This window comes from Pseudomonas sp. 22189 (assembly GCF_052045635.1).
GTDB classification, from domain to species: domain Bacteria; phylum Pseudomonadota; class Gammaproteobacteria; order Pseudomonadales; family Pseudomonadaceae; genus Aquipseudomonas; species Aquipseudomonas parakoreensis.
In genome coordinates this window covers 135,472-158,209 of the sequence record NZ_JBQEPG010000003.1, presented here as the reverse complement: position 1 = coordinate 158,209, position 22,738 = coordinate 135,472, and the positions used below count along the sequence as shown (strand labels likewise).

General features: G+C 59.5%; 20 protein-coding genes. 11 read left to right on the top strand and 9 right to left on the bottom strand.

Translation table 11 applies throughout. The features are described from left to right. From ACTJKS_RS04060 to ACTJKS_RS04030, 7 genes are all read left to right on the top strand, one after another. On the top strand, positions 1-1,005 hold the full coding sequence (locus ACTJKS_RS04060; RefSeq protein ID WP_086792482.1) for a phosphate ABC transporter substrate-binding protein PstS: 1,005 nt from the start codon (positions 1-3) through the stop codon (positions 1,003-1,005). A gap of 454 nt (positions 1,006-1,459) precedes the next feature. Next, positions 1,460-3,493: an ABC transporter permease subunit gene (locus tag ACTJKS_RS04055; RefSeq protein ID WP_182403087.1), complete on the top strand. Its 2,034-nt coding sequence runs from the start codon at positions 1,460-1,462 to the stop codon at positions 3,491-3,493. A 15-nt stretch (positions 3,494-3,508) separates the two neighbouring features. Continuing rightward, complete coding sequence (pstA, locus tag ACTJKS_RS04050; protein WP_041071636.1) at positions 3,509-5,179, top strand: phosphate ABC transporter permease PstA; 1,671 nt, start codon at positions 3,509-3,511, stop codon at positions 5,177-5,179. Positions 5,180-5,363: 184 nt separating this feature from the next. Next, positions 5,364-6,197: a phosphate ABC transporter ATP-binding protein PstB gene (pstB, locus tag ACTJKS_RS04045; RefSeq protein WP_007962289.1), complete on the top strand. Its 834-nt coding sequence runs from the start codon at positions 5,364-5,366 to the stop codon at positions 6,195-6,197. A 70-nt stretch (positions 6,198-6,267) separates the two neighbouring features. Continuing rightward, positions 6,268-7,029 carry a phosphate signaling complex protein PhoU gene (gene phoU / locus ACTJKS_RS04040; RefSeq protein ID WP_007962290.1) on the top strand — a complete coding sequence of 254 codons (762 nt, stop codon included), beginning with the start codon at positions 6,268-6,270 and terminating at the stop codon, positions 7,027-7,029. Positions 7,030-7,207: 178 nt separating this feature from the next. Beyond that, complete coding sequence (locus ACTJKS_RS04035; protein ID WP_440828796.1) at positions 7,208-8,161, top strand: response regulator; 954 nt, start codon at positions 7,208-7,210, stop codon at positions 8,159-8,161. 178 nt (positions 8,162-8,339) lie between these two features. Continuing rightward, positions 8,340-9,236 (top strand): peptidoglycan DD-metalloendopeptidase family protein, encoded by an 897-nt coding sequence (locus tag ACTJKS_RS04030; RefSeq protein WP_041071631.1) that lies wholly within the window; start codon positions 8,340-8,342, stop codon positions 9,234-9,236. Positions 9,237-9,320: 84 nt separating this feature from the next. Here ACTJKS_RS04030 and ACTJKS_RS04025 read toward each other — a convergent pair whose 3' ends face one another. The 3 genes from ACTJKS_RS04025 to phoB all read right to left on the bottom strand — a co-directional run bounded on the left by ACTJKS_RS04025 (position 9,321) and on the right by phoB (position 12,835). Further along, positions 9,321-10,661 (bottom strand): hemolysin family protein, encoded by a 1,341-nt coding sequence (locus tag ACTJKS_RS04025; protein ID WP_007962298.1) that lies wholly within the window; start codon positions 10,659-10,661, stop codon positions 9,321-9,323. 123 nt (positions 10,662-10,784) lie between these two features. Continuing rightward, positions 10,785-12,071 (bottom strand): phosphate regulon sensor histidine kinase PhoR, encoded by a 1,287-nt coding sequence (gene phoR / locus ACTJKS_RS04020; RefSeq protein WP_260688132.1) that lies wholly within the window; start codon positions 12,069-12,071, stop codon positions 10,785-10,787. A 74-nt stretch (positions 12,072-12,145) separates the two neighbouring features. Then, positions 12,146-12,835, bottom strand: coding sequence for a phosphate regulon transcriptional regulator PhoB (phoB, locus tag ACTJKS_RS04015; RefSeq protein ID WP_003229608.1), 690 nt, complete (start codon positions 12,833-12,835; stop codon positions 12,146-12,148). A gap of 151 nt (positions 12,836-12,986) precedes the next feature. On the opposite strand from phoB, the gene ACTJKS_RS04010 reads away from it, so the two are divergent. Next, positions 12,987-13,364 carry a COG4315 family predicted lipoprotein gene (locus ACTJKS_RS04010; RefSeq protein WP_041071626.1) on the top strand — a complete coding sequence of 126 codons (378 nt, stop codon included), beginning with the start codon at positions 12,987-12,989 and terminating at the stop codon, positions 13,362-13,364. Positions 13,365-13,487: 123 nt separating this feature from the next. On the opposite strand, the gene ubiA is transcribed toward ACTJKS_RS04010, so the two are convergent. Next, positions 13,488-14,378 carry a 4-hydroxybenzoate octaprenyltransferase gene (gene ubiA / locus ACTJKS_RS04005; protein WP_108184232.1) on the bottom strand — a complete coding sequence of 297 codons (891 nt, stop codon included), beginning with the start codon at positions 14,376-14,378 and terminating at the stop codon, positions 13,488-13,490. Next, entirely contained in the window at positions 14,378-14,938 is a 561-nt protein-coding gene (locus ACTJKS_RS04000; protein WP_108184231.1) for a chorismate--pyruvate lyase family protein, read from the bottom strand. The genes ubiA and ACTJKS_RS04000 overlap by 1 nt, the downstream gene beginning before the upstream one ends. A 198-nt stretch (positions 14,939-15,136) precedes the next feature. On the opposite strand from ACTJKS_RS04000, the gene ACTJKS_RS03995 reads away from it, so the two are divergent. The 3 genes from ACTJKS_RS03995 (at position 15,137) to ACTJKS_RS03985 (ending at position 16,939) form a co-directional block, all read left to right on the top strand. Next, on the top strand, positions 15,137-15,304 hold the full coding sequence (locus ACTJKS_RS03995; RefSeq protein WP_086792472.1) for a rubredoxin: 168 nt from the start codon (positions 15,137-15,139) through the stop codon (positions 15,302-15,304). A 20-nt stretch (positions 15,305-15,324) separates the two neighbouring features. Further along, a complete protein-coding gene (locus tag ACTJKS_RS03990) occupies positions 15,325-16,473 on the top strand; it encodes an NAD(P)/FAD-dependent oxidoreductase (RefSeq protein ID WP_108184230.1) in 1,149 nt (382 codons plus the stop codon). Between the two features lie 190 nt (positions 16,474-16,663). After that, positions 16,664-16,939, top strand: coding sequence for an HU family DNA-binding protein (locus ACTJKS_RS03985; RefSeq protein WP_003213368.1), 276 nt, complete (start codon positions 16,664-16,666; stop codon positions 16,937-16,939). A 94-nt stretch (positions 16,940-17,033) separates the two neighbouring features. On the opposite strand, the gene ACTJKS_RS03980 is transcribed toward ACTJKS_RS03985, so the two are convergent. From ACTJKS_RS03980 to tssI, 4 genes are read right to left on the bottom strand one after another with little or no spacing between them, the layout of a single operon-like run. After that, positions 17,034-17,390 (bottom strand): hypothetical protein, encoded by a 357-nt coding sequence (locus ACTJKS_RS03980; RefSeq protein WP_041071609.1) that lies wholly within the window; start codon positions 17,388-17,390, stop codon positions 17,034-17,036. A 13-nt stretch (positions 17,391-17,403) separates the two neighbouring features. Then, the gene (locus tag ACTJKS_RS03975) at positions 17,404-18,108 is read right to left on the bottom strand and encodes a DUF2931 family protein (protein ID WP_108184229.1); all 705 of its coding nucleotides are present in this window, start codon (positions 18,106-18,108) and stop codon (positions 17,404-17,406) included. Next, positions 18,095-18,784 (bottom strand): DUF2931 family protein, encoded by a 690-nt coding sequence (locus tag ACTJKS_RS03970; RefSeq protein WP_108184228.1) that lies wholly within the window; start codon positions 18,782-18,784, stop codon positions 18,095-18,097. Before ACTJKS_RS03970 ends, ACTJKS_RS03975 begins: the two co-directional genes overlap by 14 nt. After that, entirely contained in the window at positions 18,777-22,094 is a 3,318-nt protein-coding gene (tssI, locus tag ACTJKS_RS03965; protein ID WP_262949073.1) for a type VI secretion system tip protein TssI/VgrG, read from the bottom strand. Before tssI ends, ACTJKS_RS03970 begins: the two co-directional genes overlap by 8 nt. Positions 22,095-22,738 lie beyond the last annotated feature (644 nt).

The following is a 22,738-nucleotide window of genomic DNA, read 5'->3' as shown; positions in this document are numbered from 1 at the left end:
ATGAAACTGAAGCGTTTGATGGCGGCAATGACTTTTGTCGCTGCTGGCGTTGCGACTGCCCACGCGGTAGCCGCTGGCGTTGACCCGGCAATTCCGGCTTACACCAAGGTCACCGGTGTATCGGGCAACTTGTCCAGCGTTGGTTCCGACACTCTGGCCAACCTCATGACCCTGTGGGCTGAGAACTACAAGAAAGAATACCCGAACGTAAACATCCAGATTCAGGCTGCTGGCTCCGCCACCGCGCCACCTGCGCTGACCGAAGGCACCTCCAACCTGGGCCCGATGAGCCGCAAGATGAAGGACACCGAACTGGCGGCCTTCGAACAGAAATACGGCTACAAGCCAACTGCTATTCCGGTGGCCGTGGACGCCCTGGCGGTGTTCGTGCACAAGGACAACCCGATCCAGCACCTGACCATGGAACAGGTTGACGCGATCTTCTCGTCTACCCGTCTGTGCGGCGCCAAAGCCGACGTGAAAACCTGGGGCGACCTGGGCGTGACCGGCGACCTGGCCAACAAGCCAGTGCAACTGTTCGGTCGTAACTCGGTATCCGGCACTTACGGCTACTTCAAGGAAGAAGCCCTGTGCAAAGGCGACTACAAGCCTAACGTCAACGAACAACCAGGTTCGGCGTCGGTTGTGCAGTCGATCAGCTCCTCGCTGAACGGCATCGGCTACTCGGGCATCGGCTACAAGACTGCCAGCGTGAAGACTGTTGCTCTGTCGAAGAAAGGCAGCACTGACTTCATCGAAGACACCGAAGAAAACGCCCTGAACGGCAAGTACCCACTGTCGCGCTTCCTCTACGTTTACGTGAACAAGGCCCCGAACAAGCCTCTGGCCCCGCTGGAAGCCGAGTTCGTGAAACTGGTTCTGTCCAAACAGGGCCAGGAAGTGGTGGTGAAAGACGGCTACATCCCACTGCCAGCCAAGGTTGCTGCAAAAGCACTGGCTGACCTGGGTCTGCAGGAAGGCGGCGCTGAAGTCGCAAAAAAGTAACAAACTGAGTCAGGGGTAAACCCCGCCTGACTCATGTGGGAGCGAGCCTGCTCGCGAAGCGGCCTTCAGAACCGGCACTTTCGCGAGCAAGTTCGCCCCACACTCCCCGAATTCTTTTATCCACTGCCAGTGCCCCGCTGGCGGCGGATTTGCTGCGTCACTGCATTGTCATCTTTCTGTCATACAGGATCGCTAGGGTGTGCGCATGAATGATCTGGCCAATTCCAAAATGACTACGAACCCTCCCAAGCGCATTGACTTCAATACGCCTGAGTTGCAACGCAAGCGCCGCATTCGCGCGCTCAAGGATCGCTTCACCCGCTGGTACGTCCTCGTTGGCGGTCTGGCGGTGCTGGCAGCCATCACGCTGATCTTCTTCTTCCTCGCCTACGTCGTTGCCCCGTTGTTCCAGGGTGCCAGCCTGACCGCGAAAGATGCCATTACCCCAGCCTGGATGCAGGACGCCGGCAAGCCGCTGATGATTTCGCTCGAAGAGCAGAATCAGGTGGCAATGCGCGTTTCCGACAAAGGCCAGGCGCTGTTCTTCGACATCGACAGTGGCGCTGAATTGAAGCGCGTCGATCTGCCGGTTCCTGCTGGCGCGACCGTCACTTCCATTGGCGAAGATCAGCCAGGTCATCCGCTGGTAGCGGTGGGCCTGTCCAACGGCCAGGCGCTGGTGTTCCGTCACACCTATAAAGTCAGCTATCCCGATGGCAAGAAAACCATCACCCCGGCCATCGAATACCCGTACGGCGAAGCCCCGATCGCAGTGAACGAGAGCGGCGGTGCGCTGGAGCACGTCAGCCTCAACGCCACCGATTCGACGCTGATGCTGGTCGGCTCGACCGGTGCGCAACTTAATGTGCTGGCGCTGACCAGCGAAGAAAACATGATGACCGGCGAAGTCACCAACGAGCAGAAGCGTATCGAACTGCCGCAGATGACCGAGCCGGTGAAAAACATCTTCGTCGACCCGCGCCAGCAATGGCTGTACGTGGTCAACGGGCGCGCCCAGGCCGACGTGTTCAGCCTGCGCGACAAGAGCCTCAACGGTCGCTACAAACTGCTGGAAAACGCTGACGCCGAAGTCACTGCGAGCACGCAACTGGTGGGTGGCATCTCGCTGATCATCGGTGACTCCAAGGGTGGCCTGGCCCAGTGGTTCATGGCCCGTGACACCGATGGCGAACTGCGCCTGAAGCAGATCCGTACTTTCCAGATGGGCACCACGCCGATCGTTGAAATCACCGCCGAAGAGCGTCGCAAGGGCTTCGTGGCCCTTGATGCCAGCGGCAAGCTCGGTGTGTTCCACAGCACCGCGCACCGCACGTTGCTGGTCGAGCCGGTGGCCGAAGGTCAGGGCCTGTTCGGCCTGTCGCCGCGCGCCAACCGGGTGATCGTCGAGGCCGGCGGCAAGCTGCAACCGCTGCTACTCGACAACCCGCACCCGGAAGTGTCGTGGAGCGCGTTGTGGAGCAAGGTCTGGTACGAGAACTACGACGAGCCTAAATACGTCTGGCAATCGACGGCGGCCAACACCGATTTCGAACCGAAACTGAGTCTCTCGCCACTGACCTTCGGCACCCTGAAAGCCGCGTTCTACGCGATGCTGCTGGCGGCACCGCTGGCGGTTGCCGCTGCGATCTATACCGCCTACTTCATGGCCCCGGGCATGCGCCGCAAGGTCAAGCCGGTGATCGAGTTGATGGAAGCGATGCCGACGGTGATCCTCGGGTTCTTCGCCGGTCTGTTCCTCGCCCCGTATGTGGAAGGGCATCTGCCGGGCATCTTCAGTCTGCTGATGCTGTTGCCGATCGGCATTCTGGTCGCCGGTTTTACCTTCAGTCGCCTGCCTGAGTCGATCCGCCTGAAAGTCCCGGATGGCTGGGAAAGTGCGCTGCTGATTCCGGTGATCCTGTTTGTCGGTTGGTTGTCGCTGTACATGAGCCCGTACATGGAGAACTGGTTCTTCGGCGGTGACATGCGCATGTGGATCTCCCACGACCTGGGCATCACCTACGACCAGCGCAACGCTCTGGTGGTGGGTCTGGCGATGGGTTTTGCGGTGATCCCGAACATCTACTCGATTGCCGAAGATGCCGTGTTCAGCGTGCCGCGTGGCCTGACCCTCGGTTCCCTGGCGCTTGGTGCCACGCCGTGGCAGACCATGACCCGCGTGGTGATCCTCACCGCCAGCCCGGGGATCTTCTCGGCGCTGATGATCGGCATGGGCCGTGCGGTCGGCGAAACCATGATCGTGTTGATGGCCACCGGTAACACTCCGGTCATGGAAATGAACCTGTTCGAAGGCCTGCGCACCCTGGCCGCCAACGTCGCGGTGGAAATGCCCGAGTCGGAAGTCGGCGGCAGCCACTACCGCGTGCTGTTCCTCTCGGCGCTGGTGCTGCTGTTGTTCACCTTCGTCATGAACACCCTGGCAGAACTGATTCGTCAGCGTCTGCGCAAGAAATACTCGTCGCTTTAAGAAAGGTAGAAGTCTGTGAAACAGAACTCCCTGAATGGATGGTTCAAGAGCGGCGCCCCGGGCGTCTGGATCAGCGGTGGCGCGGTGTCCATTGCGGTCATCATGACCATTGGCCTGCTGGCGGTGATTGCCGTGCGCGGTCTGGGTCACTTCTGGCCGGCGGACCTGATCCACGCCAGCTACGACGTACCGGGCCAGGCCAATCACCTGGTCATCGGCGAAGTGGTACAGAAAGAAGAAGTACCGCGCGCACGCCTGAAAAGCGCCGGCCTGCCGGTGCCTGATCAGGGCCCGGAATTCATGACCCGCGAGCTGATCAAGGTCGGTAACCGCGACCTGAACGGCAACGATTTCACCTGGGTGGTCGGCGAGTGGCTGACCAAGCAGACCACGCCGCCGGAACTGATGGCGATCGAGCGTCGCGAGTGGGGCAACTTCTACGGCTACCTGGTCAACGTCAAACAGGACGGCAAGGTCATCGCCGAAGGTGAAGCGGCGTGGCCTGAGCTACAAGCGCGGATCAACCGGGTGAACGGCCTGGCTGCACAGCTCAAATCGCTGGAAAAGACTGACATCGGTGCGATCAACGCAGGGCTGGAACGCATCCGTCTGCACGGGCGCAAGCTGGAACTGGACGGCAAGCTCGACGCCACCGCGCAAGCGGACATGGACGCCGAGCGTGCCGAGCTGAACGCGCGTTATCAGGATGTCGAAGCACGCCTGAGCGATCTGCATGCGCAGTTCAACCGCGACGCGTTGACCGCCCGCGATGCAAACGGCAAAGAGATCGAAATCAGCCTGGGCAAAGTGGTTCACGCTTACCAGCCGAACGCCATGGGCACGATGACCAAGATCGGTTTCTACTTCGGCAAGGTCTGGGAGTTCCTCTCGGATGACCCGCGTGAAGCGAACACCGAAGGCGGGATCTTCCCGGCGATCTTCGGCACCGTGATGATGACCCTGATCATGGCGATGATCGTCACCCCGTTCGGCGTGCTGGCGGCGGTGTACCTGCGTGAATACGCCAAGCAGAACACCCTGACCCGAGTGATCCGCATCGCGGTGAACAACCTCGCCGGTGTGCCGGCGATCGTCTACGGCGTGTTCGGTCTGGGCTTCTTCGTCTACGTGCTGGGTGGTTCGGTCGACCGTCTGTTCTTCCCTGAAGCGCTGCCAGCGCCGACGTTCGGCACACCGGGTCTGCTCTGGGCTTCGTTGACCCTGGCGCTGCTGGCGGTGCCGGTGGTGATCGTGGCGACCGAGGAAGGTCTGGCGCGTATCCCGCGCACCGTCCGTGAAGGCTCGCTGGCACTGGGCGCGACCAAGGCCGAGACGCTGTGGAAGATCGTCCTGCCAATGGCCAGCCCGGCCATGATGACCGGCATGATCCTCGCCGTGGCTCGCGCCGCCGGTGAAGTGGCGCCGCTGATGCTGGTGGGTGTAGTGAAACTGGCACCGTCGCTGCCAGTGGACGGCAATTACCCGTACCTGCACCTGGACCAGAAGATCATGCACCTGGGCTTCCACATCTATGACGTCGGCTTCCAGAGCCCGAACGTCGAAGCGGCACGGCCGCTGGTGTACGCCACGGCGTTGCTGCTGGTGCTGGTGATCGCCACGTTGAACCTGTCGGCGGTGTGGATTCGTAACCACCTGCGCGAAAAATACAAAGCACTGGATAGTTAACACAAACCCTGTGGGAGCTGGCTTGCCAGCGATGCAGACGACTCGGTCTGCCAGTAACACCGCGGTGATGCCATCGCTGGCAAGCCAGCTCCCACAGGAATCGCGACAGACACAGAATTTGAGTAACCCGCTGGCGTTGTCCGGCGGTACAACGAACCGAATTTGTTAGCACAGGGAGCCTCCCATGCAGCACGAAACACATACCCACGGCATCAACATGTCGGCCCTGGGTCGCGACAAGCAGAGCTTGAGCCTCGAGCAGGAAACGGTGGCCATCGAGGTCCCGGGCCTGAGCCTGTTCTACGGTGAGAAGCAGGCGCTGTTCGACGTCAGCATGAACATCCCGAAACAGCGCGTGACCGCGTTCATCGGCCCGTCCGGCTGCGGCAAGTCCACGCTGCTGCGCACCTTCAACCGCATGAACGACCTGGTGGACGGCTGCCGTGTCGAAGGTGCGATCAACCTGTACGGCAACAACATCTACCGCAAGGGTGAAGACGTTGCCGAGCTGCGTCGCCGTGTGGGCATGGTGTTCCAGAAGCCCAACCCGTTCCCCAAGACCATTTACGAAAACGTGGTCTACGGTTTGCGCATTCAAGGCATCAACAAGAAGCGCATCCTCGACGAAGCCGTCGAGTGGGCGCTGAAAGGCGCGGCCCTCTGGGATGAGGTCAAAGACCGTCTGCACGACTCGGCACTCGGCCTGTCCGGTGGTCAGCAGCAGCGTCTGGTGATTGCCCGCACCATCGCGGTTGAGCCGGAAGTGTTGCTGCTCGACGAGCCGTGCTCGGCCCTCGACCCGATCTCGACCCTGAAAGTCGAAGAGCTGATCTACGAGCTGAAGTCAAAGTTCACCATCGTCATCGTGACCCACAACATGCAGCAGGCCGCGCGGGTTTCCGACTACACGGCGTTCATGTACATGGGCAAACTGGTGGAATTCGGCGACACCGACACCCTGTTCACCAATCCGGCGAAGAAACAGACCGAAGACTACATCACCGGTCGTTATGGCTGACAGTTGCGGTTATTCACAGAATTGACGCTGCGGCCCACCGCACCTTACCGGACGCTCCAAGGACGCCACCATGATTAGTAAAGAAGGCCTTACCCACCACATCTCCGCGCAGTTCAACGCCGAGCTTGAGGAAGTGCGCAGCCACCTCCTGGCCATGGGCGGGCTGGTCGAGAAGCAGGTCAACGACGCGGTCACCGCACTGATCGAGGCCGACTCGGGCCTGGCTCAGCAGGTGCGCGAGATCGACGACCAGATCAATCAGATGGAACGCAACATCGACGAAGAGTGCCTGCGCATTCTCGCCCGTCGTCAGCCAGCGGCGTCCGACCTGCGTCTGATCATCAGCATCTCCAAGTCTGTGATCGATCTGGAGCGCATCGGCGACGAAGCGACCAAGATCGCCCGTCGTGCCATTCAGCTGTGCGAAGAAGGCGAAGCGCCGCGCGGTTATGTCGAAGTGCGTCATATCGGCGACCAGGTGCGCAACATGGTGCGCGATGCGCTGGACGCCTTTGCCCGCTTCGACGCCGATCTGGCGCTGTCGGTGGCGCAATATGACAAGGTCATCGACCGTGAATACAAGACTGCGCTGCGTGAGCTGGCCACCTACATGATGGAAGACCCGCGCTCTATTTCGCGGGTTCTGAGCATCATCTGGGTGCTGCGTTCGCTGGAGCGTATCGGCGACCACGCGCGCAACATCTCGGAGTTGGTGATCTACCTGGTACGCGGCACCGATGTGCGGCACCTGGGCCTCAAACGCATGAAAGAAGAAGTTCAAGGCACAAGCGGCGAAACCGCTAATGTTCCGGGCGATGCTGACGATAAGTAAGATTGCCTGAGAAAAGCGCCCGGCCCTTTGGCCGGGCGTTTTTGTTTATGGCGCTTGAACAGAAAATCGAATTAAAAAGCAGCACCCGCGAACGAAAAGTCCCGGCGTGACTGAAGATTGTTGGCAATGTGCCATCAGCAAAGCGGTATGCTTGCCGGGATTTTTATAGGGGTGTTGGATGAGCAAGATCAGTGTGTTGGTCGTGGACGACGCTTCGTTCATTCGCGACCTGGTGAAAAAGTGCCTGCGTAATTACTTCCCGGGGATCCGCACCGAGGATGCCATCAACGGCAAAAAGGCTCAGGCCATGTTGGCCAAGGAAGCATTCGACCTGGTGCTGTGCGACTGGGAAATGCCGGAAATGTCCGGTCTTGAACTGCTGACCTGGTGCCGCGAGCAGGACAATCTCAAGACCATGCCATTCATCATGGTCGCCAGCCGTGGTGATAAAGAGAACGTGGTGCAGGCGATTCAGGCCGGCGTTTCCGGCTATGTCAGCAAGCCGTTCACCAACGAGCAACTGCTGACCAATGTCAAGCAGGCGCTGAACAAGGTCGGCAAGCTCGACACCTTGATGAACAGTGCACCGACCAAGATGAATTCGGCGTTCGGCAACGATTCCCTGAGCGCGCTGACCGGTGGCAAGCCTGCGGTGGTCGGTGCTGCGCCGGCCGCTGCGGCGGCCAATCCGTTCGCTAAGCCAGCCGCTGCTGCGGCGCCTGCTGCGGCGCCGTCCCGCGGCTTGCTCAACAGCCCGCCAGTTCAGGCTCCGGCCGCCTCCAAAGCACCGGCCGGCGGTCGTGGCCAGGGCCAGTTGCGCCTGCCAGGCGGCACCCAGCAATGCGTGATCAAGGCCCTGAGCATCAAGGAAGCGCTGTTAGTGGTGAAACGCACCGATGCCCTGCCGCAGATTCTCGACAGCGCCGTGCTCGATCTGGAGCAGGGCGACAACGCCGAAATCGCCCGCCTCAACGGCTACCTGCACGCCATCGTTGCCCACGAACAGAAAGCCGACAGCGACTGGCTGCAACTGACGTTCCGTTTCGTCGACCAGGATGCGCAGAAGCTCGACTACATCTCCCGCCTGATCGCCCGCGGTACGGCGCAGAAGCACTTCGTTCCGGGTGCGTAAGCGGCGTCTGTGAAAAGATCGCAGCCTGCGGCAGCTCCTACATTGGAATGNGTAGGAGCTGCCGCAGGCTGCGATCTTTTGCTTTGTGCGCTGGGCAACTTGAAACATCTGTCGACTAGCCTGGTCTGTCTCAGCTGCTAGGCTCTTTTCCAGGCCTTCCTTCGACAGATTCCTGCCCATGCTCGCGCGCCTGCTGTTTCTCTGTGGTCTTTTCCTGGCCTCCACCTCGACTGTGGCCATGACCATCTACAAATCCACCGATGCCAACGGTGTCGTCTCGTACAGCGACCGGCCGAGCAAAGGCTCGCAGGTGTTCGTGTTTCAGGACCGCATGGTCGAACATCTGGAGCGCCAGGTGTACCTCGACATCAAGAAGCAGAAGGGCGCCGACGTGGTGTTCGTGCGCAACGATCTGTATGCGCCGGTCGAGATTGCGCTGGCGTTTACCGGGATGAGCAACGTGCGTGGCGTGCCGGCCCAGACCATCCGCCGAGTGCTGCCTGCGCGCAGTAATACCCGGTTGGCGCTGCTCACAGCGATTACCCAGGGTCAGCCGCTGGTGTATTCACCGCAATTTCAGTATTCCCTGGGTGACCCTGCAGGCGCCGCGCAGAGCTATCGCTATCCGTTGCCGTGGCGGGGCGGGCCGTTCCGTCTGAGTCAGGGCGCCAATGGCCAGTACAGCCATTACGGGCCGAAGAACCGGTATGCGATGGACATCGCCATGCCGGTCGGCACGCCGATCATTGCCGCACGGGCCGGGGTGGTGGTGAAAACCGAAAACTCACAGAGCGGGCGCGGCAATGATGCGTCCGGCAATTTTGTCCGGGTGCTGCATGACGACGGCACGATGGGTGTGTACCTGCATCTCAAGCAAGGTTCGGTGAGCGTACGCGAGGGGCAGCGGGTGACGGTTGGCAGCCCGCTGGCGCTGTCGGGCAATACCGGCAACAGCAGCGGCCCGCACCTGCACTTTGTGGTGCAGCGCAATACCGGGCAGGGGCTGGTGTCGATTCCGTATCAGTTCAACCAGCCGCTGGGGGCGTTGCCCAACTTTGCGTTGGGCAAACAGTAAAACCGTTAGGGGGCCGCTGTGGAGGGGCTTCTGTGGTGAGGGGGATCAATCCCCTCACCACAGAAGCGTCCCCCAAAACACCCATCAATCCAGCATCAACACCTTGGCCAGCACAATCTTCGGCCCTTTCATCTTCTTGATGATGATCCGCAGGCCTTCGACTTCCAGCACCTCTTCCTCTTCCGGGACGCGCTTGAGGGTCTCGTAGACCAGCCCGGCGAGGGTTTCCGCTTCGATGTGATCCAGGTCGATACCGAGCAGGCGTTCAACTTTGAACAGCGGCGTGTCGCCGCGTACCAGCAGCTTGCCCGGTTGATACGCGAGGATCCCGCGCTCGGCCTTGCGGTGTTCGTCCTGGATGTCGCCGACCAGCACTTCCAGCACGTCTTCCATGGTCAGGTAGCCGATGATGTTGCCGTCGGCCTCTTCGACCACGGCGAAGTGCGAGCCGCCCTTGCGGAACTGCTCCAGCAGCTGCGACAGCGGCATGTGCCGCGACACGCGCTCCAGCGGGCGGGTCAGTTCAGCCAGGTTGAACGACTCGGGAATGTGGTCCAGCGCCGCCAGTTCCAGCAACAGGTCCTTGATGTGCAGCAGACCGACGAACTCCTGGCGTTCGCTGTCGTACACCGGATACCGGCTGAACTTGTGGCGACGGAACATCGCGAGGATTTCTTTCAGCGGTGCGTTGAATTCGAGGGTGATCAGGTCTTCGCGGGAGTTGGCCCAGTCGACCACCTCCAGTTCGCCCATTTCCACCGCCGAGGCCAGCACGCGCATGCCCTGGTCGCTCGGGTCCTGACCACGGCTGGAGTGCAGGATCAGTTTCAGTTCTTCGCGGCTGTAATGATGTTCGTGGTGCGGGCCGGGTTCGCCCTGGCCGGCGATGCGCAGAATCGCGTTGGCGCTGGCGTTGAGCAGGTAGATCGCCGGGTACATCGCCCAGTAGAACAGGTACAGCGGCACTGCCGTCCACAGCGACAGCAGCTCGGGTTTGCGGATCGCCCACGACTTGGGCGCCAGCTCACCGACCACGATGTGCAGGTAGGAAATGATGAAGAACGCGGTAAAGAACGAAATGCCTTTGACCACTTCCGGCGACTGCACGCCGACCGCGCTCAGCAGTGGTTCGAGCAGGTGCGCGAACGCCGGTTCACCGACCCAGCCCAGGCCGAGGGAGGCGAGGGTGATACCGAGCTGACAGGCCGAGAGGTACGCATCCAGCTGACTGTGAACGGTGCGCAGGATGTGCCCGCGCCAGCCGTTCTTGTCGGCGATGGCCTCGACCCGGGTCGAGCGCAGTTTGACCATGGCGAATTCCGCTGCAACGAAGAAGCCGTTGAGCAACACCAGGATCAGAGCGAAAAGAATCATGCCGAAATCGGCGAAAATCGTAGCGAGGGACAAGCCAGGGGAAGGGTCCATGATGGAGTTTTGCAGGTTCCGTGTGATTCGTAAGAGAGAAAAAATCGCGCCTGAAAGGCAGACGCAAGTCAGCCAATGTAGCGGCTGACTTGGCGATTGCCTAGTGGCGCGTGCTGGCCGGTATCACTCGGCGGCGCTGATGGCCCGTGCCTGGGCCACCTGGGCCGGGGCGAAGTGGCAGGTGAACGTGCTGCCATGACCAGGCACGCTGCTGATCTCCATCCGTGCGCGGTGGCGCAGCAACACATGTTTGACGATTGCCAGGCCCAGCCCGGTGCCGCCGGTGTTGGAGTTGCGACTGGAGTCGACACGGTAGAAGCGTTCGGTCAGGCGCGGCAGGTGCTTGCTGTCGATGCCGATCCCGGAGTCCTGCACGCTCAGGTGCGCGCCTTGCTCGTCGCCCCACCAGCGAATGCGGATGTTGCCCTCGGCCGGGGTGTACTTCACGGCGTTGAACACCAGGTTGGAGAAGGCGCTGCGCAGTTCCGCCTCGCTGCCCTTGAGCAGGATCTTGCCGTCGGCTTCGAGGGTGATTTTCTGGTTTTTCTGCCCGGACAACTGCTTGGCGTCGCTCTTGATCGATTGCAGCAGGGTGTCGATCTGCACCGGCTGATTGTCCGACGGGTAATCGGTGGCTTCCAGTTTCGCCAGCAACAGCAGGTCGTTGAGCAGGGTCTGCATGCGCCCGCCCTGTTGCTGCATCTGCTGCAGGGCGCGGCTCCAGCGCGGATTCACTTCCTCGACATTGTCGAGCAAGGTTTCCAGGTAGCCGCAGATCACCGTCAGCGGCGTGCGCAGTTCGTGGGAGACGTTGGCGATGAAGTCTTTGCGCATCTGTTCCAGCTGATGGATGCGCGTGACGTCGCGCACTAGCATCAAGTGTTCGTTGTTGCCGTAACGCGTGAGGTACAGCTGGATGCGCACACGATCATTGGTGGGCGAAGGGATTTCCAGCGGTTCGGCGTAGCTGTCCTGCTCGAAGTATTCCTTGAAGCGCGGATGGCGCACCAGGTTGGTCACCGGTTGGCCGCTGTCCTGCGGGGTCTTGAGGCCGAGCAGGGTTTCGGCGGCGCGGTTCCACCATTCCAGGTTGCCGTCGCTGTCGAGCATGATCACCGCATCTTTCAGCGCGGCGGTGGACTCCTGCACCCGGTCGATCACCGCTTGCAGGCGCCCGCGTACCCGTTGGTCGCGGCGTTGCAGGTGGTAGATGCTGTCGAATACCTCGCCCCACAGGCCATAGCCGTCGGGCGGTGCTTCATCGGGTTGGTGCAGACGCAGCCATTCGTGCAGGCGCAGCAGTTGCTTGAGCGTCCAGGCCAGATACAGGCCCAGGCCTGCAGCGAGGCTCCAGCCGTAATAGCCGCTGATCAAGCCGATCACCAGGCAGGCGGTGACCAGCAACAGCATGTGGCGAATCAGGGTGCCATGCCAGTTTTGATTCACGGAAAATACGGTCCTTGTCAGCGAGTCTGGCGGTCGGATCAGGCCTTGGTGGAAAACCGGTAGCCGGTGCCGCGCACGGTTTGTACCAGATTTTCGTAGGCATCGCCGAGGGCTTTGCGCAGGCGCCGGATGTGCACGTCGACGGTACGCTCTTCAACATAGACGTTGCCGCCCCAGACCTGATCCAGCAACTGCCCGCGCGTGTAGGCGCGTTCCTGGTGGGTCATGAAGAATTGCAGCAGACGGTATTCGGTCGGGCCCATCTCGGCCGGACGGCCGTCGATGGTCACGCGGTGGCTGATCGGGTCGAGCAGCAGGCCGCCGACTTCGATCGGCGCTTCGCCATCGGTCGGGCCGGCGCGGCGCAGCACAGCCTTGAGGCGGGCGACCAGTTCGCGTGGGGAAAACGGCTTGGTGATGTAGTCGTCGGCGCCGACTTCAAGCCCCTGGATCTTGTTGTCCTCTTCGCCCTTGGCGGTGAGCATGATGATCGGGATGTCCCCGGTCAGCTCGTCACGCTTGAGGCGGCGGGCCAGTTCGATGCCGGAGGTGCCGGGCAGCATCCAGTCGAGCAGGATCAGGTCCGGTTTGCGGTCAACGATGATGGCGTGTGCCTGCTGCGAGTTCTCCGCCTCGAGGCAGTCATAGCCGGCCATTTCCAACGCAACGGCGATCATTTCGCGAATGGGCGCTTCGTCGTCGACGATCAGAATGCTCCTGCCAACCATGCCTTAATCCTCTTGTCATTTAACTGTCTTGCGCCGCATTAGATAACGGAATTATTGCAGTCGTGTGACAGTATTTTAGTCGCCCGGCGGTTGGCGTGATCCTGGGCTAAGCTCTAAGTCCGAATCCTGACAACCACAAAAGAAGGTTTCCATGACTCAAATGACTGCTTCTTTCAAAGCCCTGCTGATGGCTGCTGCCGTTGCATTACCGTCGATGGCGTTCGCCGCTGACCCGGTCATGATGAAAGACGGCATGATGACCGATCACAAAGGCATGACCGTGTACACCTTCGACAAGGACACGGGCGGTAAATCGATGTGCAACGGCGATTGCGCGAAGAACTGGCCGCCGATGATGGCGCCGGCGGGTGCCAAGGCTGAAGGCAAATTCACCCCCATCAAGCGTGATGACGGCACCATGCAGTGGGCATATGACGGCAAGCCGCTTTACACCTTCAAAATGGATGAAAAACCGGGCGACATGAAGGGGGAAGGGTTCAAGGACATGTGGCACATGCCTAAACACTGATTCCTGCAGCAACTACATCCCTGTGGGAGCGTGCCTGCTCGCGAAAGCAGTGTGTCAGTTAACACATTGGCTGACTGACACGACGCCTTCGCGAGCAGGCTCGCTTCCACAGGTTTTTGTGGATCAGCGCAACGCGTAATCCAGCACGATCCCGACAAAAATCGCCAATCCGGCCCAATGGTTGTGCAAGAACGCCTTGAAGCAACGCATGCGGTCGCGATCGCGGGTGTACCAGAACTCCCACGCATAACAGCCCGCGGCCACCAGCAGGCCGAGATGGAACCACGTCCCCAGCTCGAACTTCGACCCGGCCAGCAGCAGACAGCCCAATGACAGCGCCTGCAGGGTCAGGATGATTACCCGATCCGCATCACCAAACAGAATCGCCGTGGATTTCACGCCGATCTTCAGGTCGTCATCACGGTCAGTCATCGCGTAATAGGTGTCGTAACCCACCGTCCACAACAGATTGGCGATCCACAGCAGCCACGCGGCGGCAGGCAGTTCGCCGGTTTCGGCGGTGAACGCCATCGGCATGCCCCACGAGAACGCCGCGCCGAGCACCACTTGCGGGTAATAGGTGTAGCGCTTCATGAACGGATAGGTGAACGCCAGCGCCAGGCCGCCCAGCGACAGCCAGATGGTCGGCGCATTGGTGCACAGCACCAGCAGGAAGCTCACGCCCATCAGCAGCGCGAAGAACACCAGCGCCTCTTTCGAACTGATCTTGCCGCTGGCCAGCGGTCGTTGCGCGGTGCGTTTGACGTGGCCATCAACCTTGCGATCCGCCCAGTCGTTGATCACGCAACCCCCGGCGCGGGTCAGTACCACGCCGAGGACAAAAATCACGATATTGGCCAGCGAGGGCGAGCCCTTACCGGCAATCCATAGCGCCCATAGCGTCGGCCACAGCAGCAGGTAAATGCCGATCGGCTTGTCCATGCGCGTCAGCTGAATGAAATCCCAGGCGCGCGGGTTCAAGCGGTTCAGGGACTTGAGCAGGCTCTGGTACATCAGCTGTTCTCCGGATGGGCGCGGGCGGTGCTCCACAGCGTCGGCAGGAAAATCTCCGCCACCAGCACGCTCAGGGCGCCACGGTCGAAGCGCGAGCGGCGGCCCCACAGTTCCGGCGCGCGGCATTCTGATGGCAGCCAGTCCTGCGGGTAGTGGCAGACCTCGATGGCGCGGCGCTGGAAAGCGTGGTCGCAAAACAGCAGTTCGCCCAGCGAGCGGCTGCCCAGTTCGTCCATGTGCAAGCCGTCGCCTTGCAGGGCGGCGCGTGACGCCACGCTACGGGCGAACACCCAGGCCTCGCCGTGACCGCGCAGATACACCTCGCGCACCCAGCCTTCGCTGCCTTCGGCCAGATCCAGCGCCGCGCATTCGTCACTGCGCAGAGTGTCCCAGCCTTCGAACAACGGTGTGACGCTGAAGCCGTCATTCGACAGCCGCGTCAGGCGGCGGGTCAGCGAGCCTTCGTCGAACAACCAGTTCAGGGTCAACGAATCGGGAAGGGGCGTCAGTCGGCTTTGAGTCAGCCAGAGCGGGGCCGGGCAGGCATTTGAATGGTGCACAATGAGTCATTATTGGCCGCAAATGAGGCGGCGAGCTTAACATGGCGTGCTGCGAATTTGATGGATCCGGGTCGCCGTTGCGCCGAACAGGCTTGCATCTGCCCGGCACCCTCAGTACAAAACGCCCTGAGCCGGACGGCAGCGCAACCACCATCGACCGTCCGCGCCGACCAAAGCCTGAATTGAGGAAGTACCTGAATGAAAAAGTGGCAATGCATCGTCTGCGGCCTGATCTACAACGAAGCCGAAGGTTGGCCGGATGACGGCATCGCGCCAGGCACCCTGTGGCAGGACGTGCCGGAAGACTGGCTGTGCCCGGATTGCGGCGTCGGCAAGTCGGACTTCGAAATGATCGAAATCAACTGAGAAAAACCAAGGAGTAAGGCATGAACGCACCTGTCGTAATCGTCGGCACCGGGCTCGCGGGTTACAACCTGGCCCGGGAGTTTCGCAAACTCGATGGCGAAACCCCGCTGCTGCTGATTACCGCCGACGACGGGCGCTCTTACTCCAAACCGATGCTCTCCACCGGTTTCGGCAAGAACAAGGACGCTGATGGCCTGAGCATGGCCGAACCCGGCGCCATGGCCGAGCAATTGAAGGCCGAAGTGCGCACCCACACGCGCATCAGCGGCATCGACGCCGGCCACAAGCGCCTGTGGATCGGCGAAGAAGCGGTGTACTACCGCGACCTGATCCTCGCCTGGGGCGCGGAAACCGTGCGGGTGCCGATCGAAGGCGATGGCGCCGAACTGGTATTCCCGATCAACGATCTCGAAGACTACGCACGCTTTCGTGCCGCCGCTGCGGGCAAGCGCCGCGTGTTGCTGCTGGGAGCGGGCCTGATCGGCTGCGAATTCGCCAACGACCTGATCCTCGGCGGCTACGAGGTGCAACTGGTGGCGCCGTGCGAGCAAGTGATGCCAATGCTGCTGCACCCGGCCGCTGCGGCCGCCGTGCAGGCCGGGCTGGAAAGCCTGGGCGCGCGTTTTCACCTTGGCCCGGTGCTCACCCGCCTGCAAAAAGTCGCGGATGGGCTGGAAGCGCATCTGTCCGACGGCCAGGTGATTGCCTGCGATGTGGTGGTGTCGGCTATCGGCCTGCGTCCGCGCATCGATCTGGCGGCGGCTGCCGGGGTGCAGGTCAATCGCGGCGTTGTCGTCGACCGTTATTTGAAAACGTCCCACGCCAATATCTACGCCCTGGGCGACTGCGCCGAGGTCGATGGGCTGAATCTGTTGTACGTGATGCCCCTCATGAGCTGTGCGCGTGCGCTGGCACAAACCCTGGCCGGCAATCCGACAGCCGTGAGCTACGGCGCGATGCCGATCACGGTGAAAACCCCGGTATGCCCGTTGGTCGTGTCGCCACCGCCTCGGGGCAGCGAAGGTGTCTGGACCGTCGAAGGGCAGGGCGCCGACATCAAGGCCCTGTGCCACAGTGCCGAGGGTCAGTTGCTCGGTTACGCGCTGACCGGCGCGGCGGTGATGGAAAAACTCGCCCTGAACAAACAGCTTCCGCCCCTGCTGGCGTAAATACCGGTCGTTCTGTCGGAATCACCCCGCTTTTGCCCCTACAAAGGTCGCGGGGAGACTGGCGCCGCCGGTATCCGCGTGCCATTCTCACTCCCGTCTGCCGCAGAGTAGAGCCTGCGGCGCCTTGGGCGCTGTTCCAACGAGAACAGCACGGACATAACAACAAAAAACCGTCAAAGGGGCTTCACTAATGCGTAAACCAGAACTCGCCGCTGCAATCGCTGAAAAAGCGGATCTGACCAAAGAACAGGCCAACCGCGTGCTCAACGCCGTCCTCGAAGAAATCACCGGCGCTCTGCACCGCAAGGACAGCGTCACGCTGGTGGGCTTCGGCACCTTCCTGCAACGCCACCGCGGCGCCCGCACCGGCAAGAACCCGCAAACCGGCGAACCGGTGAAAATCAAGGCCAGCAACACTGTTGCATTCAAGCCAGGCAAGTCGTTGAAAGACAGCGTCAATCCTTAAGTTGCGGCGAACTCCTGACAAGCAGGGAGAACTGCAATAAAAATGGGCACACCGATTGCGGTCGGGTGCCCATTTTTTGTGGCTGCCAATCGGCTTACTGACGTCGGAAACAGGCCTTGCCGTTGCCGAAATCCACGGCCAGGCAGTTCGGCTCGATTGCCAGTTGCAGATCCTGAAACAGGCCGGATAAATCGCTGTTCGACGCCGCTTTGGTCTCGCTCTTCAGTGTCACGGTGTTGTTCTCCACCTGCCAGGTGCCTTTGGCAAAGCCGTCAGCACTGCCATATGCCACGCCTGCGTCAAACGTGCCGTCCTTGCGCAGCAGCAATTCGGCGCCCATTTCCATTGCGCCGGTCAGATAGTAATGACCGTCCAGTGGTGGGGTATCTGCGGAGGCTTGAGTGACGGGTAGCGACATCAGTGCTGCGAAAAGCAGGGGTTTCAATTCCATGAGGTAAAGCTCCTTACCAGCTCCCGAAGGGGATGCCGAATTTTTCGATGTAGGTTTTTGATTCAGGTGATAGGGGCAACGCGTACCGCCCCTCGTTTTTTCCTTGATAGGGGCCTTGTTTCACTACACTTCCTTCGACCCGAGCAATCTCTAGAGACTTGAGGCAAGGTCCTCCAAGCCAGACCTTCACAATGCCGCCGGGAGCCAAGCCGATTCCGACGCCGTCGCGGTAGTCGGTAATCCATTTGCCATCAGCCCTGCAAAAAACTTTCTCCGGCTTGCGCATGATCTCCCGGGCTGATTCGGGGATGACGATATAGGCTTCATAGGTCTGAGGTTCGGCCAGTGACTGCCAGCGCACGTAGATCAAGCGGGGCAGGTCAGCGCCGGTGACATCACGCCCTGCGCCACTTCCGGGATTTTTTGGCCAACCTGCCGGTGTGCCTTTTTTATCGGCCGGGACTCTTACCGAAGCAATTCCGGCTCCGGCGCGTCGGAATACTCGCTCCCGGATATCCACCACATCGGCGGTTTCAATCCAGACCTCCATATAGTCTGGTGCTCCAAAGCCAAGGAACCAGGGCTGATTATCTTTCGCTTGAGCATGGATTTGAGTGCAAACTGCCAGCAGAAATCCGAAAAGCAGGCATAAGTATTTGCCTATGTTATGGCTTGGATTCCCCGGTGAGATAACCGGATTGTGATTACCACGAGCCATAGGGAATGCCGAATTTTTCGATATAGGCTTTGGATTCTTCCTGTAGAGCAGAGTATTTCCCGTCTCTGAGCCCGCTATTCGATCCCTTTGAGTGGATTATGCCTTCTACACGTGTGACTTCGACTCCCGGAAGGCATGGTCCGCGAACCCATACCTTGGCAATACCACCCGGGGCCAGTCCCACTACCAGCCATTTTCGGAATTGCGTTATGACTTTTCCATCGAACGCACAAAAGCTTTCCTTGCGTTCAAGCATCAGCTTTCGAGTGGCCTCTGGAATTCTGATAACAACCTCGTAGGTTTGGGGTTCAGCGAGAGACTGCCAGCGGACATAGATACGTTCGGGTAGGTTCGCGCCTGAAGTCGGTCGACCTTTCCCCCAAGGGTCTTCGGGCCACCCGGCAGGATTGCCTTTGAATTCGCTCGGTGTGCCTTTTCTGTACGGGTTCGGATAGCGTTGTGCTGCGACGCTGCTGCCGACGTTACTGAATAGCCGGTTATCTATATCTACTGCCGCGGTAGACTCAATCACTACATCCATGTAGTCAGGAGAGAAAAACTGCACTGTCCATGCGTCGTAGGGCAGAGAGCGATCAGAAGGTGAAGTACATCCGCTCAAAAGCAGTGCAAGCGACAAACTGCAAAAAATGCTGCAGGAGACATATTTCTCAAACATTAGGATGCACCGCACGTATAAAGTTTTCGGCGGGCCGGTTGATGAACACGATGCTGAGTTCGCTCCCATCCAATCCTCTTGCAGCGTTCCAATTTGCGGATAGATGAATGTAGCGAGCTACGAGCAGAGCTTCTTCGGCCAGTGTCAATCCGATACGGCGGCTTTCACCGAGCGCGTAAGCCATTAATTTTCCTGCGATGGTGTGTAGTTCCTCTGGCAGCGCATACCGGCTGTCGTCTTCTTTAATGATTTTGAACTGGACGCCATGTTTCACGCCCAATTCCCGCATGACTCGCAAATAGATCAATGACAGATCATTGCGTACTTCACGCTCGCAACTGATGACTGCATGCACTTGTTTCCAACGGGCTCTGTCGCCCCTGGCGTTTCGGGTGAATATCTTCTCCCAAGTACGTATTTGCAGTGGCAAACCATGCAGATTGAGCTGGTCTTGCAGTCGCCTGAGTTCATACTGTGTGACCCTGTAAGCATCGGATTCATGATGGGGCAGGCGCACATCCTCCGGGCTTTGGCGGGGTTTGCTGAGTAAAACACGCTCGGTGATACGGGGCACATACCCGCCACCCAGATCGGAGTGCACGCCTGGCAATACGATATCGGCGGTATCGGCGGTGTTCAGCGAAAAATTGTGACGGCGCTCATCCCTTGCCACGAGATGCACAACTTTTTTTGCAATGTCTGGCGCGAGGTAAAGGTTTACGCCGGGGTTTGCGGCGTCGTGAACGCTAAAATCGCCGAAGGACATTTTTGCGACGGCTGCAGCAGTGTCGAAAATGCCAATGAAGTTGATGGCGATGTCATCCCGGCTGAAACCCTCGACGGTCATAGGTGTGTTCGCGAATACCTCCGCCAAGATGTTTTTCTCGCTCTTCAGCACTTCATTGGCAAAGTGCCTCGCAGCCGCAGCGCCTCGGCTGAATCCGAAAATATCAAACTCGATTCGAGCGACTTTCCTATCTTCATTGTGCTGATGAAAAAAACGCAGCCGCTCTAGGATGAGTGAGGGAGTTTGCTCGACTCTTGCCAAGACGCCCTGTGCGCCGTCTCCAGTTGCTTGCGAGTACAGCGAGTCCTCCGCTCCGCTGCTGGTGCCGATGCCTTCCACATATACCGGGATGAATCCAGTAGGTTCATCACTTTCCAATCTTCGTTCACTGTCATCGCGATACAAGTCATATAGCCTCGCCACATTGCTCAGGTCGTTGCCGTAACTGGTATCGGGTGCTCCGCCCCATTCGTCATAACCTTGGCTCATGCAGAACTTTTGGATTTCTTCCGCCTGCTCCGCCAGCCCCACCTCGAGCGCGTAACAGCCAGCGGTCATTTGGCTGTTCACTCGATTATTCCCCGTGCCATCGAAAAACACCCCGATACGCAAAGTTATTCCCCCCGGCGTCTCATCCTCCAGGTCGACTTCTTCCTCCTCTTCCTCGAGCTCTGCCTCTGCGCGTTCGTGTACCGCTGGCGCAACGGGTAATGCGCCATCCAGTCCAGGCCGCAGCGGCTGGGGCGCTTCACTGTCTTGCGGCTCGCGGTCCGTTTCGATTTCAGTGCTGCTGAAAATGCCACCGCTATCGATCACGAGGTGATGGCCGCCAGCCTTCAGCGTGATGCTGGCGCCAGCATCCAGCACCACACTGGCGCCAGCCTTGAGCAGCACTTGCTGGCCGGCCTCGATGTCGAGAGACCTTCCGGCACGGGTGTAACTGTTGCCATTGATGGTTTCGCGGCGCTCGTTGCCCACTTCCAGTTGAAAGCTGTTGTCGATTTTTTGCGCCATGTCGCGCTGTGCGCGCACATGGATGAGCTCTTGCCCGGCGCGATCCTCGATCGACAGTTCGTTGTAACCGCCATTGCGCGGCGAGCTTTCGCTGCGCAAGACAGTTCGGGTCTTGTGATCGGGTAATGAGTAGGGTGGCGCGGTAACTCTGTTGGACACACAACCGGTGATCAGTGGTTTGTCCGGGTCGCCCTCCAAAAAGGACACCACGACTTCCATGCCAACCCGCGGAATGGTCACTGCGCCAAAATGATCGCCGGCCCAACTGCTCGCTACGCGTACCCAACAACTGCTGCGGTCACTGTTAAGTTCTTTGCGATCCCAGGGAAATTCGATCTTCACGCGACCGAACTCATCGCAATAAATCTCTTCGCCTTCGGGGCCGGTAACCCGTGCGGTCTGAGTCACCAGCGGACGGCGTGGCGGCGGCAGTGCAGGCCTGAATACCACCTCGCCAGGAATCACGCTAAAGCGATTGCGGTAGCCTTGGGTAAAACCATCGGCGGGTTCGACGTTGCCGGTGCCGGTCTCCTCAAGCACTTGCGGCTGGCGGCCTTCGTGAGTAACGCTGAGCAGCAGCCACAGATCGTTGCACTGTTTGCGCGGGTGTCCGTTCAGCTCAAACAAGTGGCCGCTACGCAGACTCGTCTGATCGCTTTCGCCGTCGCCCCGTTCGTAATCACTACGGTGGCGCTCCAGCGCTTGCCGGGCAACTTGCTTGCCGCGCCTGTCGTTTTCAATCAATAGAGGATAACGGTAGTCCTCCAGTGCTGGAGTGAAGCCGGCAGTGAAGCGGGCTTCAAGCAACAGGCTCGGGCGTTTCAGGTCGTAGTCACGACGAGTGACGGTGCTGGTGCGCGTACTGTTGCGCACACTGAATCGGCTGACCACCTGATGCTCGGCCACCATGCCGGATTCCTGCAGATACGGCATCGCAGCCAACGTGGGGAGAAACACCTGGTCATCGGTGAACACCAGCAGGTGGCCGTCCGCCGAATGCTGGTGATGCCAAGCGATTCCGTCCTCGGCGCACAGGCGCTGTATGAACTCAAAGTCGCTTTCCGCGTACTGAGTGCAATAGTCGCGTGGCGGATTCGAGGCGACATGAAAGGTAAAAGCATCACCTTGAATGCCATGCCTTTTGAGCACCTGCGCGATGATCTGCGGCACCGTACGCTGCTGAAAAATCCGTTGGTCATGACTGAACTGCAGATAATGCAACGCAGGCACCAGCGTCAGCTCATAGTGGGTCAGGCGTTTTCCCCTTTCACCCACCCGTACATCTTCAATGCGCCCGTGAATCCCTTCGTCGTTGAACCCGAATTGCAGAAATGCCGGCTGACTGAGCAGGCTTTCCAGATCGATATCTGCACGTTCGCTGACCAGCTCGACCCGGAACGCGTACAGGCGGCTGATGGCTTCTTCACCATCAAATGCGAGCACCTCGAAGTCATGACGAACGCCGGGAATGTGCAGGGAGAAAGGCGCGCAGCTGCCCGTACTGAACATACGCTTGTCCTTGGCATAGTGAGTCGATGCGCGGTGTTCGATCCTCCCTGATCGCCACGCGAAAAGAATTTGCCAAGGCACGCTAGCGACGCAGGAAATAAATTGATGTAAGAAGTATCCCTGACATTTGTCAGAGTATTCCGGGCGTGAAAGTGTTGTGCGGATTGAAGGAAATGTCTGTGGGAAGTCACTTCGATAATTATTGAGTTAGCACTGAAGTACAGCATTCACGAGCTGAATAAAGTTTCAGAAAAATGAATTGCCATCAAATTGATGGCACTTTTGTTGTTGAGTATTGTCGTCGGTAAATCGTTTGTAAAATCCAATGCATTTTCGGAAGAGTCCTACTTCCATTTTTTTCGAGAGTTGTCATGCTTGCCGCCGTGTATTGGGACGGGTGTTCGAGGCGATTCGCACAGAGCGGGTTGGGCCGCTCTGGATCAAGGGTTCTGAGGGGGCGAGGCAAATGCGCGCAATATAATTCGCCATCAGGGATTCCCCTGCCATATATAGGGCGATCTCTTACACACCCCACTGAACACTTCGTCTTGTTGTTTAATCAGATGCTTGCTAGTGGCCATCATAGTGATTACGATGCGCCCACTTGAAAGAGCACATCTCAATTGGATGAGTCGCTTCACCGC